Origin of the sequence: Streptomyces sp. NPDC093089 (assembly GCF_044754405.1) — a bacterium.
In the GTDB taxonomy this organism is placed as follows: domain Bacteria; phylum Actinomycetota; class Actinomycetes; order Streptomycetales; family Streptomycetaceae; genus Streptomyces.
The window spans coordinates 234,381-249,463 of sequence record NZ_JBIVPA010000002.1 but is presented as its reverse complement, the minus strand read 5'-3'; the positions used below and the strand labels follow the sequence as shown (position 1 = coordinate 249,463).

15 protein-coding genes are annotated in these 15,083 nt (G+C 72.6%); 6 read left to right on the top strand and 9 right to left on the bottom strand.

What is annotated here, in order from left to right:
• Positions 1-232 precede the first annotated feature (232 nt).
• Positions 233-1,036, bottom strand: coding sequence for a purine-nucleoside phosphorylase (locus ACIQFX_RS04710; protein WP_402458940.1), 804 nt, complete (start codon positions 1,034-1,036; stop codon positions 233-235).
• Positions 1,037-1,204: 168 nt separating this feature from the next.
• Positions 1,205-1,642, bottom strand: coding sequence for a gamma-glutamylcyclotransferase (locus ACIQFX_RS04705; RefSeq protein ID WP_402458938.1), 438 nt, complete (start codon positions 1,640-1,642; stop codon positions 1,205-1,207).
• Between the two features lie 218 nt (positions 1,643-1,860).
• Between ACIQFX_RS04705 and ACIQFX_RS04700 the strand changes: the two genes are divergently transcribed.
• Positions 1,861-3,300 (top strand): NAD(P)H-quinone dehydrogenase, encoded by a 1,440-nt coding sequence (locus tag ACIQFX_RS04700; protein ID WP_402458936.1) that lies wholly within the window; start codon positions 1,861-1,863, stop codon positions 3,298-3,300.
• A gap of 225 nt (positions 3,301-3,525) precedes the next feature.
• Entirely contained in the window at positions 3,526-4,446 is a 921-nt protein-coding gene (locus ACIQFX_RS04695) for a DeoR/GlpR family DNA-binding transcription regulator (RefSeq protein WP_402458934.1), read from the top strand.
• 113 nt (positions 4,447-4,559) lie between these two features.
• Here ACIQFX_RS04695 and ACIQFX_RS04690 read toward each other — a convergent pair whose 3' ends face one another.
• On the bottom strand, positions 4,560-5,105 hold the full coding sequence (locus tag ACIQFX_RS04690; RefSeq protein WP_402458932.1) for a TetR/AcrR family transcriptional regulator: 546 nt from the start codon (positions 5,103-5,105) through the stop codon (positions 4,560-4,562).
• A 107-nt stretch (positions 5,106-5,212) separates the two neighbouring features.
• A complete protein-coding gene (locus ACIQFX_RS04685) occupies positions 5,213-6,967 on the bottom strand; it encodes an acetyl/propionyl/methylcrotonyl-CoA carboxylase subunit alpha (protein WP_402458931.1) in 1,755 nt (584 codons plus the stop codon).
• A gap of 373 nt (positions 6,968-7,340) precedes the next feature.
• On the opposite strand from ACIQFX_RS04685, the gene ACIQFX_RS04680 reads away from it, so the two are divergent.
• Complete coding sequence (locus ACIQFX_RS04680; RefSeq protein WP_402458930.1) at positions 7,341-7,778, top strand: hypothetical protein; 438 nt, start codon at positions 7,341-7,343, stop codon at positions 7,776-7,778.
• A gap of 34 nt (positions 7,779-7,812) precedes the next feature.
• Here ACIQFX_RS04680 and ACIQFX_RS04675 read toward each other — a convergent pair whose 3' ends face one another.
• From ACIQFX_RS04675 to ACIQFX_RS04665, 3 genes are all read right to left on the bottom strand, one after another.
• Positions 7,813-8,418 carry a nucleoside triphosphate pyrophosphatase gene (locus ACIQFX_RS04675; protein WP_402458929.1) on the bottom strand — a complete coding sequence of 202 codons (606 nt, stop codon included), beginning with the start codon at positions 8,416-8,418 and terminating at the stop codon, positions 7,813-7,815.
• Between the two features lie 59 nt (positions 8,419-8,477).
• Positions 8,478-8,606 carry a morphogenic membrane protein MmpB gene (gene mmpB, locus ACIQFX_RS04670; RefSeq protein WP_402458927.1) on the bottom strand — a complete coding sequence of 43 codons (129 nt, stop codon included), beginning with the start codon at positions 8,604-8,606 and terminating at the stop codon, positions 8,478-8,480.
• A 70-nt stretch (positions 8,607-8,676) separates the two neighbouring features.
• On the bottom strand, positions 8,677-9,345 hold the full coding sequence (locus tag ACIQFX_RS04665) for a TetR/AcrR family transcriptional regulator (RefSeq protein WP_402458925.1): 669 nt from the start codon (positions 9,343-9,345) through the stop codon (positions 8,677-8,679).
• A 37-nt stretch (positions 9,346-9,382) separates the two neighbouring features.
• On the opposite strand from ACIQFX_RS04665, the gene ACIQFX_RS04660 reads away from it, so the two are divergent.
• Entirely contained in the window at positions 9,383-10,789 is a 1,407-nt protein-coding gene (locus ACIQFX_RS04660; RefSeq protein ID WP_402458923.1) for an MFS transporter, read from the top strand.
• 79 nt (positions 10,790-10,868) lie between these two features.
• On the opposite strand, the gene ACIQFX_RS04655 is transcribed toward ACIQFX_RS04660, so the two are convergent.
• Together ACIQFX_RS04655 and ACIQFX_RS04650 are read right to left on the bottom strand one after the other, a co-directional pair.
• Complete coding sequence (locus ACIQFX_RS04655; RefSeq protein WP_367821525.1) at positions 10,869-11,081, bottom strand: acyl-CoA carboxylase epsilon subunit; 213 nt, start codon at positions 11,079-11,081, stop codon at positions 10,869-10,871.
• Between the two features lie 28 nt (positions 11,082-11,109).
• Positions 11,110-12,702, bottom strand: coding sequence for an acyl-CoA carboxylase subunit beta (locus ACIQFX_RS04650; protein WP_402458921.1), 1,593 nt, complete (start codon positions 12,700-12,702; stop codon positions 11,110-11,112).
• Positions 12,703-12,836: 134 nt separating this feature from the next.
• Here ACIQFX_RS04650 and ACIQFX_RS04645 point away from each other — a divergent pair, with 134 nt between their 5' ends.
• On the top strand, positions 12,837-13,688 hold the full coding sequence (locus ACIQFX_RS04645) for a biotin--[acetyl-CoA-carboxylase] ligase (RefSeq protein WP_402458919.1): 852 nt from the start codon (positions 12,837-12,839) through the stop codon (positions 13,686-13,688).
• Between the two features lie 221 nt (positions 13,689-13,909).
• On the top strand, positions 13,910-15,049 hold the full coding sequence (locus ACIQFX_RS04640) for an adenylate/guanylate cyclase domain-containing protein (protein WP_402458917.1): 1,140 nt from the start codon (positions 13,910-13,912) through the stop codon (positions 15,047-15,049).
• Positions 15,050-15,083 lie beyond the last annotated feature (34 nt).

Here is a 15,083-nt window from a genome sequence, read left to right as displayed (position 1 = left end):
CGTGCGGGTGCGTGCCGCTGCGCGGAGCCTTCCCCCACCCCGCCCCTTCCCGAAACCGGGGGCGGGCCCCCGGCCCCCGTACGGCCTGCGGCCGTGGCCGCGAACGCCGCACGGGCCGGACGTCCGGCCCGTGCGGGGCGGGGAGGGGACCCCGGCGGCCGGAGGGCCGCCGTGGCGCCCCGAGGACCGTCCGGCTCTGGGGGCCGGAGGGTGCGAGGGGCGCACGGGGGACTCAGATCCGGTCGAGGACCCGCGTCAGGAGTTCACCCATCCGCGCCGCGGAGTCGCGTCCCGCCTGGAGGACCTCCTCGTGGTTGAGGGGCTCGCCCGAGAGCCCCGCCGCGAGGTTGGTGACGAGGGAGATGCCGAGGACCTCGGCGCCGGCCTCGCGGGCGGCGATGGCCTCCAGGACGGTGGACATGCCGACGAGGTCGCCGCCCAGGACGCGGACCATGTTGATCTCGGCCGGGGTCTCGTAGTGGGGGCCGGGGAACTGGACGTAGACGCCCTCCTCCAGGGTCTCGTCGATCTCCTTGCACAGGGCGCGCAGGCGCGGCGAGTACAGGTCGGTGAGGTCGACGAAGTTGGCGCCCACGATGGGAGAGGCGGCCGTGAGGTTGAGGTGGTCGCTGATGAGGACCGGCTGGCCGGGGCGCATGCCCTCGCGGAGGCCGCCGCAGCCGTTGGTGAGGACGACGGTCTTGCAGCCGGCGGCGACGGCGGTGCGGACGCCGTGGGCGACGGAGGCGACGCCGCGGCCCTCGTAGAAGTGGGTGCGGCCGAGGAAGACCAGCGCGCGCTTGTCGCCGATCTTGTACGAGCGGATCTTGCCGCCGTGGCCCTCGACCGCGGGCGGCGGGAAGCCGGGGAGTTCGGTGACGGGGAACTCGGCCTCGGGGGCTCCGAGCGCGTCGACGGCGGGTGCCCAGCCGGAGCCCATGACCAGGGCGACGTCGTGGTTCTCGACTCCGGTCAGCTCGCGAAGACGTGCGGCAGCGGCCTCGGCGGCCTCGTACGGGGTGGCAGTTGCGTTCACTGACTCTCTCGCCTCGGGGAGGGGAGTCCGAGGGGGGCCCCGGACGGATTTGGTACGCGAAGAAGCGTAGCCGGAGAATGCCTACGCGCGTAGATGACGATGCTGACGGACATGCGATCGTTGTCTTGTCGTTTCCGACGAACGGGAGGTTCCGGTCTCCCGGGCGGATCAACAGGGACGCTTGCGCAACTCCATCACGTAGTCGTGCGGCGCGCCCGCCGACTCGGCCGCGTCCGCGACCTCTCCCAGGTACCGCGCGGAGGGCAGCCCGCCCTCGTAGGCGTTGAGCACGTACACCCAGGCCGGCTCGTCGCCGTCGAGCGTGTGCACCCGCACCCGCATCCGCCGGTAGATGTCGAGGCCCACGCCCTCCCAGCGGTCCATGGAGTCCTCGTCCATCGGCGCGATGTCGTACAGCGCCACGAACACCTGGGAGCGGGGGGCCTCCACGATGGTGGCGAGCGCGCCGTCCCAGCCCATCTGCTCGCCGCCGAAGGTCAGCCGCCAGCCGTTCAGCCAGCCGGTGCCGCGCAGTGGGGAGTGCGGTGCGCGGCGGCTCATCAGCCGTGCGTCGAGGTTGCCGGCGAAAGCGGCGTAGAGCGACATGGGACCGAGGGTACGGGAGGGGGTGGGGTGTCCGCCGAACTCCGAGGTGGCGGAGGCGCGGAGGGCGCGCGGCACCTCCTACGGTGCCCCGACGTGAGGCAGCGCCGGGCGTGCGGGAGAATGGGGTACGCACTTGAAGCGTGCGGGACAATGGCGTACGCACTGCACCCCAGCGGGGGGACCCCCCGGCAGAACGAGAGCGCGAGGCGTAGATCCCAGTGACCCGGATCGTGATCATCGGCGGCGGACCCGGCGGATACGAGGCGGCCCTGGTGGGCGCCCAACTCGGCGCGGAGGTGACCGTCGTCGACTGCGACGGCCTCGGCGGCGCGTCCGTCCTGACCGACTGCGTCCCCTCCAAGACCCTGATCGCCACCGCCGAGGTGATGACCACCTTCGACTCCTCGTACGAGGAGCTGGGCATCATCGTCGCGGACGACACCCCGCACGTGGAGCAGGCCGCCCGCGTCGTGGGCGTGGACCTCGGCAAGGTCAACCGACGGGTGAAGCGCCTCGCGCTGGCCCAGTCGCACGACATCACCGCCTCCGTCACCCGGGCCGGCGCCCGGGTGCTGCGCGGCCGCGGCCGGCTCTCCGGCCGGCAGGCCGTGGACGGCTCCCGCCAGGTGGTCGTCACCGCGGCCGACGGCACGGAGGAGACGCTCACCGCGGACGCCGTGCTGATCGCGACCGGCGCCCACCCGCGCGAGGTGCCCGACGCCAAGCCGGACGGCGAGCGCATCCTGAACTGGACGCAGGTCTACGACCTGAAGGAGCTCCCCGAGGAGCTCATCGTGGTCGGCTCCGGCGTCACCGGCGCCGAGTTCGCCGGCGCCTACCAGGCGCTCGGCTCCCGGGTCACCCTCGTCTCCTCCCGCGACCGGGTGCTGCCGGGCGAGGACCCGGACGCGGCGGCGGTCCTGGAGGACGTGTTCCGGCGCCGCGGCATGAACGTCATGGCCCGCTCCCGCGCCGAGTCCGCGAAGCGGGTCGGCGACCGGGTCGAGGTCACCCTGGCGGACGGCCGGGTCATCTCCGGCACGCACTGCCTGATGGCGGTCGGCGCGATCCCGAACTCGGCCGGAATGGGCCTGGAGGAGGCCGGGATCAAGCTGAAGGACTCCGGTCACATCTGGACCGACCGGGTCTCCCGCACCAGCGCCCCCGGCGTGTACGCGGCCGGCGACGTCACCGGCGTCTTCGCGCTGGCCTCGGTCGCCGCCATGCAGGGCCGCATCGCGATGTACCACTTCCTCGGCGACGCGGTGGCCCCGCTCAACCTGAAGACGGTCTCCTCGAACGTCTTCACCGACCCCGAGATCGCCACCGTCGGCTACACGCAGGCCGACGTGGACGCGGGCAAGATCGACGCCAAGGTCGTCAAGCTGCCGCTGCTGCGCAACCCGCGTGCGAAGATGCAGGGCATCAGGGACGGCTTCGTCAAGATCTTCTGCCGCCCGGGCACCGGCATCGTCGTCGGCGGCTGTGTCGTCGCCCCGAAGGCGAGCGAGCTGATCCACCCCATCTCGATCGCGGTCGACAACAATCTGACGGTCGAACAGATCGCAAATGCTTTCACCGTGTACCCCTCCCTGTCGGGCTCGATCGCGGAAGTGGCACGGCAGTTGCACACCCGAAAGTCGGCCGGCGAGGCGTAGCGCGCCCGTTCGGTGCCGCTCCCGCCTGCGGGAACGGTTCGCCGACTCGGACAACCCCCGGCAAGGCGGGGCATAGATCGACCAATGGCGGGGCCTCCCATACCACTTGGAGGCCCCGCCTGTGCGCATCTTCTGCAAATCGGCGCATACTGCTGAAAACTATCGGCCGGTCACGTTACTGTCAGTTTCGTGTTCGCTGCAGAACGTCGCCAGTTGATCCTCGAAATGGTGCGAGCCAATGGGGCCGTGTCGCTCCGCGAGCTCGCCCGCGTCGTCCAGACCTCGGAAGTGACCGTACGGAGAGACGTACGGGCACTCGAGGCAGAAGGACTCCTCGACCGCCGCCACGGCGGTGCGGTGTTGCCGGGCGGATTCACGCGAGAATCCGGCTTCCCGCAGAAATCCCATCTCGCGACCGCGGAGAAGACGGCCATCGCCGACGTCGCCGCGAGCCTCGTCGAAGAAGGCGAGGCCATCGTCGTCGGCGCCGGGACGACCACGCAGGAGCTGGCCCGCCGGCTCGCCCGCGTGCCCGGTCTGACCGTGGTCACCAACTCCCTGCTCGTCGCCCAGGCCCTCGCCCACGCCAACCGGGTCGAGGTCGTCATGACCGGCGGCACCCTGCGCGGCTCCAACTACGCGCTGGTGGGCAGCGGGGCCGAGCAGTCCCTCCAGGGGCTGCGGGTCTCCCGGGCCTTCCTCTCCGGAAGCGGGCTCACCGCCGAGCGCGGCCTGTCCACGTCCAACATGCTCTCCGCGAGCGTGGACCGGGCGCTGGTGCAGGCGGCGGCGGAGGTCGTGGTCCTCGCCGACCACACCAAGCTCGGCTCCGACACCATGTTCCAGACGGTGCCGACGGACGTCATCACCCGCCTCGTCACCGACGAGCCCCCGGCGCACGACGACCGCGCCGCCACCGAGCTCCAGGCCCTCGCCGACCAGGGCGTGCAGATCGCCGTCGCCGGCACGGGCCAGAGCGCGGCCGGCGGTGACCAGCACCCCCCGGGCGCCCGGCCCCGTCGTGACGTGCCGCTCCCCGTCCAGCGGGGCCGGATGGCGGCCGGACAGTACCGCGGTCCGGGTGGCGGCATGGCCGCGGAGACGATGGAACGCACCGCGCGCGTCGCGGACATGCGCCGCCGCTGAGGCCCCGAGGGACCCTCCCCCAGGGGTCCCACGCCCCCGCGCGCGTACGCGGGACCCAGGCCGTCGCGCCCCCGCGGCACCGGCGCGAGGCGAGCTCGGTCCTTGAGGCGGGCTCAGTCCTTGAGGCCCCGGAGCGTCAGCGCGAGCAGGCGGTCCGCGAGGAGGGCGTCCTCCGGGCACTGCTCCGCCGCCAGCGCGATCGCGTTGGTCAGCTGCATCAGGTCGCCGATCGACACGTCGGTACGCACCTGCCCCGCCTCCTGGGCGCGCCCGAGCAGCCGCTCGCCCGCCGCGCGCAGCGGATCGCTGCACCGGGCGAGCGCGGAACTCCGGTCGTACGACGCGGACATCAGCGCGTGCGCGAGCCCCCGGTACTCGACCGCGTGGGTGATCAGCGCCCGCAGCCACTCCACGAGCGCCCCGCACGGCGCGTCCGCCTCCGCCAGTTCCCGCGAGCGGTCGAGCAGTTCCGCCAGGGCCTCCTGGAAGACCGAGTTGAGGAGTTCGGCCCGGGTCGGGAAGTGGCGGTAGAGGGTGCCGATCCCGACGCCCGCGCGCCGCGCGATCTCCTCCAGGGGCGCGTCGGTGCCCTGCTCGGCGAAGGCGGTCCGGGCTTCGGTGAGCAGCCGCTCGTGGTTGCGGCGCGCGTCGGCTCGCACGGTTGATGACCCTCCCCTGGTCCGGCCCGATGCACGGGTCGCAGCGTGCACGAAGGGCCCGCAGGCTGCTGCCCGCGGGCCCTCCGTACCGTACTGGGTGCGACGGGTCAGTCCTTGATGTCGCAGATGGAGGCGCCGGAGGTGACGGACGCGCCGACCTCGGCGGTCAGGCCCTTGACGGTGCCGGAGCGGTGCGCGTTCAGCGGCTGCTCCATCTTCATGGCCTCCAGGACGACGATGAGGTCGCCCTCCTTGACCTCCTGGCCCTCCTCGACCGCGACCTTGACGATCGTGCCCTGCATCGGGGAGGCGAGGGTGTCGCCGGAGGCGGTCGGGCCGGACTTCTTGGCCGCGCGCCGCTTCGGCTTGGCACCCGCCGCGATGCCCTGGCGGGCGAGCGACATGCCGAGCGAGGACGGCAGGGAGACCTCCAGGCGCTTGCCGCCGACCTCGACGACGATCGTCTCGCGGTTGCCCTCGTCCTCGTCCGCCTCGCCACCGGCGGGGGCGAACGGCTTGATCTCGTTGACGAACTCGGTCTCGATCCACCGGGTGTGGACGCGGAACGGGTCCGCGGTGAACGCCGGGTCGACGACGACGGCCTGGTGGAACGGGATCGCCGTCGCCATGCCCTCGACCTTGAACTCCGCCAGGGCGCGGGCGGCACGCTGGAGCGCCTGCTCGCGGGTCGCGCCGGTGACGATCAGCTTGGCGAGGAGCGAGTCCCACGCCGGGCCGATGACCGAGCCCGACTCGACACCGGCGTCCAGGCGGACACCGGGGCCCGTGGGGGCGTTGAAGACGGTGACGGTGCCGGGGGCGGGCAGGAAGCCGCGGCCCGGGTCCTCGCCGTTGATGCGGAACTCGAAGGAGTGACCCCTTATGGCCGGGTCGTCGTAGCCGAGCTCCTCGCCGTCGGCGATGCGGAACATCTCGCGGACCAGGTCGATGCCGGTGACCTCTTCGGTGACCGGGTGCTCGACCTGGAGACGGGTGTTGACCTCCAGGAAGGAGATCGTGCCGTCCATGCCGACGAGGAACTCGACCGTGCCGGCGCCGACGTAGCCGGCCTCCTTCAGGATCGCCTTCGACGCCGTGTACAGCTGCGCGTTCTGCTCGGCCGTCAGGAACGGCGCGGGCGCCTCCTCGACCAGCTTCTGGTGGCGGCGCTGGAGCGAGCAGTCACGGGTGGAGACGACGACCACGTTGCCGTGGGAGTCGGCCAGGCACTGGGTCTCGACGTGCCGCGGCTTGTCGAGGTAGCGCTCGACGAAGCACTCGCCGCGGCCGAAGGCGGCGACGGCCTCGCGGACGGCGGAGTCGTAGAGCTCCGGCACCTCTTCGAGGGTGCGGGCGACCTTCAGGCCGCGACCGCCGCCGCCGAAGGCGGCCTTGATGGCGATCGGCAGGCCGTGTTCCTCGGCGAACGCGACGACCTCGTCGGCGCCCGACACGGGGTCGGGGGTGCCGGCCACGAGCGGCGCGCCGGCGCGCTGCGCGATGTGACGCGCGGCCACCTTGTCGCCCAGGTCGCGGATCGCCTGCGGCGGCGGGCCGATCCAGGTCAGACCCGCGTCGAGCACGGCCTGCGCGAACTCCGCGTTCTCGGAGAGGAACCCGTAACCCGGGTGGACCGCGTCCGCGCCCGAGTCCTTCGCGGCCTGCAGGACCTTCGCCATGTCCAGATAGCTGGTCGCCGGGGTGTCACCGCCCAGAGCGAACGCCTCGTCGGCCGCCCGGACGTGCAGAGCGTCCCGGTCCGGCTCGGCGTACACGGCCACGCTGCCGATACCCGCGTCCCGGCACGCCCGGGCCACACGGACAGCGATTTCGCCACGGTTGGCGATGAGCACCTTGCGCACGATGGCTCCCTCCTTGAAACAAGCTGAGTTTAGGGACTGCCGACACGGCCTTTCGACCCGTCCCCAGTGGTGAGCTTGCCCACACGGAGCGTGACCCCGGGCCTGCTCGGGTCGTGATTTCCCTTGTCGCACCACGGTACGCAGGGTTCCTTTACGGCACAGTAGATCCGAGGTGTGGCGCAGGTCTCTGTTCAACCGGCCAGTCGCCATTCGGGTTTCTTTGTGGAGTCCCTACGAATGGCTCAACGATTCTTTGCGGGTGCGTCCGCCGCCGCCCGCCGTGCGCGAACTCTTGTCCAGGGGTTTACCGGCCAGTAGCCTTCGCGCTGTCGATCGTACTGTCGGTAACAGGCGAAACCAGGGGGTGGCCGAGGTGGCCCGCAGACCGATAGCCCTCGTGACGGCGGCGGTGCTCCTCCTCGAAGCACCCGGCATCGTCGCGATCAACGCCGTGATGGCACGGTTCGTCGAGGTGCAGGCGATGTCCCTCGACGGCATGGACCCCGACGCGATGGTCGCCGGCACCTGGGCGCTCGGCATCGGCTCCGGGGTCGCCCTCGTCCTCTGCGGGCTCGTCGCCCTCGTCGCGGGCGTCCGCGACCGCAGTCCGGGCCGCTTCGGCCGCGCGCTCCTCATCGGCTGCGCGGTCGTGCACGGCCTCCTCGGCGCGGTCGCGGTCGGCCTCCTCGGCTGGAAGGCCTTCGCCTTCCTGATGGTCGTCCTCGGCCTGCTCGTCCTCACCCTGGTGGCGTACGGCAAGGAGACCTTGGCGGAGGAGGCCCCGGCGGCCCAGGAGCCGGCGGCCGCCTGAGCACCGGTCGCCCCGGTCGCGCCCGCCCGGCGGCTCAGGTCCAGAGGTCGGTGATGTCGACGTCCAGCTTCTTGAGCAGCCTGCGCAGCAGCGGCAGCGACAGGCCGATCACGTTGCCCGGGTCGCCGTCGATGCCGTCGATGAACGGCGCCGAGCGGCCGTCCAGGGTGAACGCGCCCGCCACGTGCAGCGGTTCGCCACTCGCCACGTACGCCGCGATCTCCTCGTCCGTCGGCTCGCCGAAGCGCACGACGGTGGAGGCGGTCGCCGACTCGTACCGCTTGGCGGCCGTGTCGTACACGCAGTGACCGGTCTGGAGGATGCCGACGCGGCCGCGCATCGCCTTCCAGCGGGCGGTGGCCTCCTCGGCGTCGGCCGGCTTGCCGAGGGCCTGCTTGTCGAGCTCCAGGACCGAGTCGCAGCCGATGACGAGCGCGCCGAACACCTCGGGCATGGCGGCCACATGGGCGGCCTTCGCCTCGGCGAGCGCGAGCGCGAGCTCGGCCGGGGTCGGGGCGTGGACCTTGTCCTCGTCGACGCCGCTCACGATCACCTCGGGGGCGAGCCCGGCCTGGCGGAGCAGGCCGAGGCGGGCGGGGGAGGCGGAGGCGAGGACGACACGGCGCGGGTCAGCAGTCATGGGGGCAGCGTAGTCAGTACCGCGCGTCCGTTCCCGCCGAACCGGCGCCGCCCGCCGGCTCATCGCGCGCTGACGACGACCATCGCCACCACCATCGCCAGCGCCAGGATCACACCGGTGCGGCGGAGCATCGCCTGCATGTCGCGCAGGAACTTCGGCGGCTGGTTCTTCGGGTCGGACCACAGCATGCCCCGATCCTCCGGGCGGGGCTCTCCGGGCGCCTGAGTACGGATACTCAGGCGCCCCCGTGCCGAAGGACTATTCGCGGACGTAGGCACCGGCGCGGGCGGCCGCGAGCGCCGCCGTCGCGGCCCGTTCGGCCACGTCCGCGGTGAGTTCCTCGTGGGTGACCGCGAAGCGGTAGTAGAGCGGCGCGGAGACGGCCCGGAGCAGTTCGACGGGGTCGGTCCCGGCCGGGACCTCGCCGCGGGCCGCGCCCTTGGCGACGGCCGGGGTCCATTCGGCGAGCCGGGTCCGGTAGAAGCCGGCGAGGGCGCGGGCGCACTCCTCGTCGCAGGCCGCCGCGGCGATGACGGCACGGAAGACGGCGCCCATCCGGAGGTCGGTGAGGGTGGCCCGGACGAGTTCGGCGTTGGCCCGGAGGTCGCCGGCGAGGGTGCCGGTGTCGGCGGCGGGCAGGGACTGCTCCGCCATGTCGTGCAGGAGGTCGCCGACCAGGCCGGTGGGGGAGGTCCAGCGGCGGTAGACGGTGGTCTTGCCGACGCCGGCGCTCGCGGCGATCCGGTCCATGTTCAGGGCGTGGAAGCCGGTGTCGGCGAGGGCGTCCAGGGTGGCGTCGAGGACGGCCCTCCGGACCTTGGCGGTGCGGCCGCCGGGGCGCAGGGTGCCGGGCGTGGCCGGTCGGCTCTCATTCAAATGGGTCTCCAGTTCCATTAGCGCCATCGACTCTGCTACGGTACGGGACATCTTAACGGAACCAGCCTCCCATTAAGGGGTCGTACGCATGGTTGCCCTGGATCTTCCCGCGCCCACCGAACCCGCCACGGGACCCGCCGCCGCCCGCATGACCGGCCGGATGCGGCTCGTCCTCGTCGTCCTGCTCCTCGCCCAGTTCATGCTGGCCGTCGACTTCTCGATCCTGAACGTCGCCCTGCCCGTCATCGGCCAGGGACTCGGCTTCACCCTCGGCGGCCTCCAGTGGATCGCCACCGCCTTCGCCCTCGCCGCCGCCGGATTCACCCTCCTCTTCGGGCGCGTCGCCGACCTGATCGGCCGCCGGCGGCTCTTCCTCGGCGGCATGGCCCTCCTCGGCCTCTCCTCGCTCGCCGGCGGCCTCGCCACCGGCCCCGAGACGCTCATGGCCGCCCGTGTCGCCCAGGGCCTCGCCACCGCCGCCGTGACCCCCGCCGGGCTCGCCCTGCTCACCGCGTCCTTCCCCGAGGGCCCGCTGCGCGCCAGGGCGCTCGGCCTCAACGGCGCCCTGATGTCCGCGGGCTTCACCACCGGCGCGATCCTCGGCGGCGTCCTCACCGACCTGCTCTCCTGGCGCTGGGCCTTCCTCGTCAACGTGCCGGTCGCCCTCGCCGTCCTCCTCGTCGCCCCCGCCGTCCTCGCGGAGAGCCGCCCGGCCGTCCGCCCCCGCCTCGACGTGCCCGGTGCGATCACCGTCACCGGCGGGCTCCTCGCCCTCGTCTACGGCCTGACCGCCGCCGGCGAGCACGGCTGGGCCGACCCCGCCGCGCTCCTCGCCCTGGCCGCCGGAGCCGTCCTCCTCGCCGCCTTCGGCCTCGTCGAGCGCCGGGCCGCCTCGCCCCTCGTACCGCTCCACGTCCTGAAGCGCCGCACGGTCGTCTGGGGCAACCTCGCCGGGCTCGTCGCCTTCGTCACCGAGACCTCCCTGGTCTTCCTGATGACGCTCCACCTCCAGGACGTCCTGGGCTTCTCGCCGCTGGCCGCCGGGCTCTCCTTCGGCGTCCTCGGCGCCGGCACGGTCCTCGGCGGGGTGACCGCCTCCCGGTTCATCGGCCGCTTCGGCGCCCGCGGCGCCCTCGTCTCCGGCGGACTCCTCCAGGCCGCCGCCACCCTCTCCCTGTACGGGCTCGGCGACGACCGGGGCGGCCTGTGGCTGCTGCTCGCCGCGACCTTCGCCGGCGGCGTCGGCAACATGCTCGCGATCGTCGGCTTCATGGTCACCGCCACCTCCGGCATCCCCGACGGCGAGCAGGGCGCGGCGACCGGGCTCGCGACGATGACCCAGCAGATCGGCATCACCATGGGCACGCCGATCATGAGCGCCGTCGTCGTCACGGCCCCCGTCCTCCCCGACGGCATCGGCCTCGCGGTCCTCGTCAACGCCGCGATCGTCGCCGCCGGAGCCGTCCTGACCGGCCTCTTCCTCCGCCGTACGTGACGCCGGGCGTGAGCACGCGAGAGGCCGGACCCCCCGCACACGGGGTCCGGCCTCTCGTCGGTGGTCGGTCAGGCGTGCCCTAGACGGGCCAGTACGACCGGGCCCAGGCCCGCGGGCCCGGCCGGTGCCGTACCGTCCGCGCGATGCGGGAGGGGTCCGACCAGCCCTCCGGCACCGCCGGGCCGGCGCCCTCGGCGGACGCCGCCGCCGTGGCCGCGGCCCGGGCTTGAACGACCGCCAGTGCGGCGGCCAGCTCCTCGGGCGTCGGGTTTCCTCGTACGACCTTGATCACAACGGCTCCTTCAACGCTCGTACGGGGCCTACAGCGGGATGTTGCCGTGCTTCTTCGGAGGAAGGGATTCCCGCTTCGTCCGCAGCTGACGCAGCCCCTTCACGATCTGCGGGCGCGTGTCGGACGGCAGGATCACCCCGTCGATGTAACCGCGCTCGGCCGCGATGTACGGGTTCAGCAGGGCGTCCTCGTACTCCTGCATCAGCCGCGCCCGCTCCGACTCCTGGTCCTCCGCCTCGGCGATGGTGCGGCGGTGCAGGATGTTGACGGCGCCCTGCGCGCCCATGACCGCGATCTGCGCCGTCGGCCACGCCAGGTTCAGGTCCGCGCCCAGGTGCTTGGAGCCCATGACGTCGTACGCGCCGCCGAAGGCCTTCCGGGTGATGACGGTGATCAGCGGGACGGTCGCCTCGGCGTACGCGTAGATCAGCTTCGCGCCGCGCCGGATGATGCCGCCGTACTCCTGGTCCACGCCCGGCAGGAAGCCGGGGACGTCCACGAAGGTCAGGACCGGGATGTTGAACGCGTCGCAGGTGCGCACGAACCGCGCGGCCTTCTCGGACGCGTTGATGTCCAGGCAACCCGCGAACTGCATCGGCTGGTTGGCGACCACGCCGACCGGGAAGCCCTCGACGCGGCCGAAGCCCGTGACGATGTTCGGCGCGAACAGCGCCTGCGTCTCCAGGAACTCGCCGTCGTCCAGGACGTGCTCGATGACCTTGTGCATGTCGTACGGCTGGTTCGCCGAGTCAGGGATCAGCGTGTCGAGCTCGCGGTCCTCGTCCGTCACCTCGGTCTCCGCGACCTCAGGGAAGGCCGGCGGCTCGGAGAGGTTGTTCGACGGAAGGTACGACAGGAGCGACTTCACGTACTCGATCGCGTCCTTCTCGTCCCCCGACATGTGGTGCGCCACGCCCGAGGTCGAGTTGTGCGTCCGGGCGCCGCCCAGCTCCTCGAAGCCCACGTCCTCGCCGGTCACCGTCTTGATGACGTCGGGACCCGTGATGAACATGTGGGAGGTCTGGTCCACCATCACGGTGAAGTCGGTGATCGCGGGGGAGTACACCGCGCCGCCCGCGCACGGGCCGACGACCAGCGAGATCTGCGGGATCACGCCGGACGCGTGGGTGTTGCGGCGGAAGATCTCGCCGTACATGCCGAGCGCGCTCACGCCCTCCTGGATGCGGGCGCCGCCGGAGTCGTTGATGCCGACGACCGGGCAGCCGGTCTTCAGCGCGAAGTCCATCACCTTGATGATCTTCTGGCCGTACGTCTCGCCGAGCGCGCCGCCGAAGACGGTGAAGTCCTGCGAGAAGACGGCGACGGGACGCCCGTCGACCGTGCCGTAGCCGGTGACGACACCGTCGCCGTACGGGCGGTTCTTCTCCAGGCCGAAGTTGGTCGACCGGTGCCGGGCCAGCTCGTCGAGCTCGACGAACGACCCTTCGTCGAGCAGCAGGGCGATCCGCTCGCGCGCGGTCAGCTTGCCCTTCGCGTGCTGCTTCTCCACCGCACGCTCCGAGCCGGCGTGAGTGGCCTCGTCGATACGGCGCTTGAGGTCCGCGATCTTGCCTGCGGTCGTGTGAATGTCGATCTCGTACTGCTCTGCCGGCTCGGACATCGGGATGCGGCTCCCTGCCTGGTCACGGGGGGTTCGTTGACTACGAATGGGCTACTGCTGGCCTACTGACCCGTAGCGTATCGACGCCGATACGGTTCGGCACTGCGGTCTTTGCCACACCTACTCTGGCTTGCATGACGTCCTCCCAAGGCTCCGGCGGACCCTGGTCCGACCTCGACCGGCCCCCGCTGAACGCCCCCGCACTGCGCCGAGCGCTCGTGACGACCGACGGCCCGTGGACCTCGCTCGACGTGGTCGCCACCACCGGCTCCACCAACAGCGACCTCGCCGCACGCGCCGACGAACTGCCCGAAGGGGCGGTCCTCGTCGCCGAGGAGCAGACCTCGGGCCGCGGCCGCCTCGACCGCAGCTGGACGGCGCCCGCCCGCTCCGGACTCTTCCTCTCCGTCCTCCTCAAGCCCGCGGTGCCGGTCCACCGCTGGGGCTGGCTCCCGCTGCTCACCGGCGTGGCCGCCGCGACCGGCCTCGCGAAGGCCGCCGGCGTCGACATGTCCCTCAAGTGGCCCAACGACCTGCTGGTTTCCGTCGAGGGCGAGGAACGCAAGACCGGCGGCATCCTCGCCGAGCGGGCCGGCGAGGACGGCATCGTCGTCGGCCTCGGCATCAACGTCACCCTCCGCGCGGACGAACTCCCCGTCCCCGCCGCCGGCTCCCTCCTCCTCGCCGGGGCCGCCTCCACGGACCGCGACACCCTCCTGAGGGCCGTCCTGCGCTCCCTCGGCCAGTGGTACGGCGACTGGGTGCGGGCCGACGGCGACCCCGCCGCGTCCGGCCTCCAGGCCGCCTACGCGGCGGGCTGCGCCACCCTCGGCCGCCGCGTCCGCGCCGACCTCCCCGGCGAACGCATGCTGGAGGGCGAGGCCGTCGCCCTCGACGGCGACGGGCGGCTCGTCGTCGCCACCGAGGGCGGCGGCACCGAAGCGGTGGGCGCCGGCGACATCGTCCACCTCCGCGCGCCGGCCTGACCCCCGGGCCCCCTCGCGGGGGCACCGGGCGGAGTCCGGGGGAGGGCGGGCGCACCCCCGGACGCGCGCCGCGCCCTCCGGGGGCGGTACACCCGGAGGGCCGCCCGTACCACCGGGTGGGCGTTCCGGCGTGAGCCAGCGCACACCTGTCGTATCGTGGACCGCGATCCAGGCGACAGATCGGCAGGGCAAGTGGGCAGGGAACGGGCAGGAGGCGGCCGGTGACCGTCGACGACGAGAACGAGGGCGGCGCGCCCGAGCCTCCCACGTACCCCACGCCTCACCACGAGGTCGACCACACGGCGGAGCCGAGTGACGACCCCCTCGCCATCCGCCTGGAACAGCTCATCCTCGGCGCCGACCGCCGCTACACGCCGTTCCAGGCCGCCCGCACCGCCGGCGTCTCCATGGAGCTCGCCTCCCGCTTCTGGCGCGCCATGGGCTTCGCCGACATCGGCCAGGCCAAGGCGCTCACCGAGGCCGACGTGCTGGCCCTGCGCCGCCTCGCCGGCCTCGTCGAGGCCGGACTGCTCAGCGAGCCCATGGCCGTGCAGGTCGCCCGCTCCACCGGGCAGACGACCGCCCGGTTGGCCGAATGGCAGATCGATTCCTTCCTGGAGGGCCTCACCGAGCCGCCCGAGCCCGGCATGACCCGCACGGAGGTCACGTACCCGCTGGTCGAGCTGCTCCTGCCCGAGCTGGAGGAGTTCCTGATCTACGTGTGGCGCAGGCAGCTCGCCGCCGCCACCGGCCGGGTCGTGCAGGCCGCCGACGACGAGGAGATGGTCGACCGGCGGCTCGCGGTCGGCTTCGCGGACCTCGTCGGCTTCACCCGGCTCACCCGCCGGCTGGAGGAGGAGGAGCTCGGCGAGCTCGTCGAGGCCTTCGAGACGACCTGCGCCGACCTCGTCGCCGCGCACGGCGGCCGGCTCATCAAGACCCTCGGCGACGAGGTGCTGTACGCCGCCGACGACGCCGGCACGGCCGCCGAGATCGCGCTGCGCCTCATCGAGACCCTCAGCCACGACGAGACGATGCCCGCGCTCCGGGTCGGCATCGCCTTCGGCACCGTCACGACCCGGATGGGCGACGTCTTCGGCACCACCGTGAACCTCGCCAGCCGCCTCACCTCGATAGCGCCGAAGGACGCCGTCCTCGTCGACGGCGCGTTCGCCGAGGAACTCTCCAGGACCCGCGAGGCCCCCGTCTCCGAGACGGAGGCCGCCGAGGAGGCGGCCCGCGCCGAGAAGGAGGGCCGCGAGGCCGCCCGCTACCGCTTCGCCCTCCAGCCGATGTGGCAGCGCCCGGTCCGTGGCCTCGGCGTCATCGAGCCCTGGCTCCTGACCCGCCGCCCGACTTAGGATCTCCCCGGTGAACGCCGGTTAACAGCCGTTA

What these genes read in the sequence shown, in the direction of transcription:
- ACIQFX_RS04660 (WP_402458923.1), top strand. Translation starts at nt 9,383, where the DNA reads ATGGTTGCCCTGGATCTTCCCGCGCCCACCGAACCCGCCACGGGACCC.
- ACIQFX_RS04665 (WP_402458925.1), bottom strand. Translation starts at nt 9,345, where the DNA reads ATGTCCCGTACCGTAGCAGAGTCGATGGCGCTAATGGAACTGGAGACC.
- ACIQFX_RS04650 (WP_402458921.1), bottom strand. Translation starts at nt 12,702, where the DNA reads ATGTCCGAGCCGGCAGAGCAGTACGAGATCGACATTCACACGACCGCA.
- ACIQFX_RS04695 (WP_402458934.1), top strand. Translation starts at nt 3,526, where the DNA reads ATGGTGCGAGCCAATGGGGCCGTGTCGCTCCGCGAGCTCGCCCGCGTC.
- ACIQFX_RS04675 (WP_402458929.1), bottom strand. Translation starts at nt 8,418, where the DNA reads ATGACTGCTGACCCGCGCCGTGTCGTCCTCGCCTCCGCCTCCCCCGCC.
- ACIQFX_RS04705 (WP_402458938.1), bottom strand. Translation starts at nt 1,642, where the DNA reads ATGTCGCTCTACGCCGCTTTCGCCGGCAACCTCGACGCACGGCTGATG.
- ACIQFX_RS04645 (WP_402458919.1), top strand. Translation starts at nt 12,837, where the DNA reads ATGACGTCCTCCCAAGGCTCCGGCGGACCCTGGTCCGACCTCGACCGG.
- mmpB (WP_402458927.1), bottom strand. Translation starts at nt 8,606, where the DNA reads ATGCTGTGGTCCGACCCGAAGAACCAGCCGCCGAAGTTCCTGCGCGAC.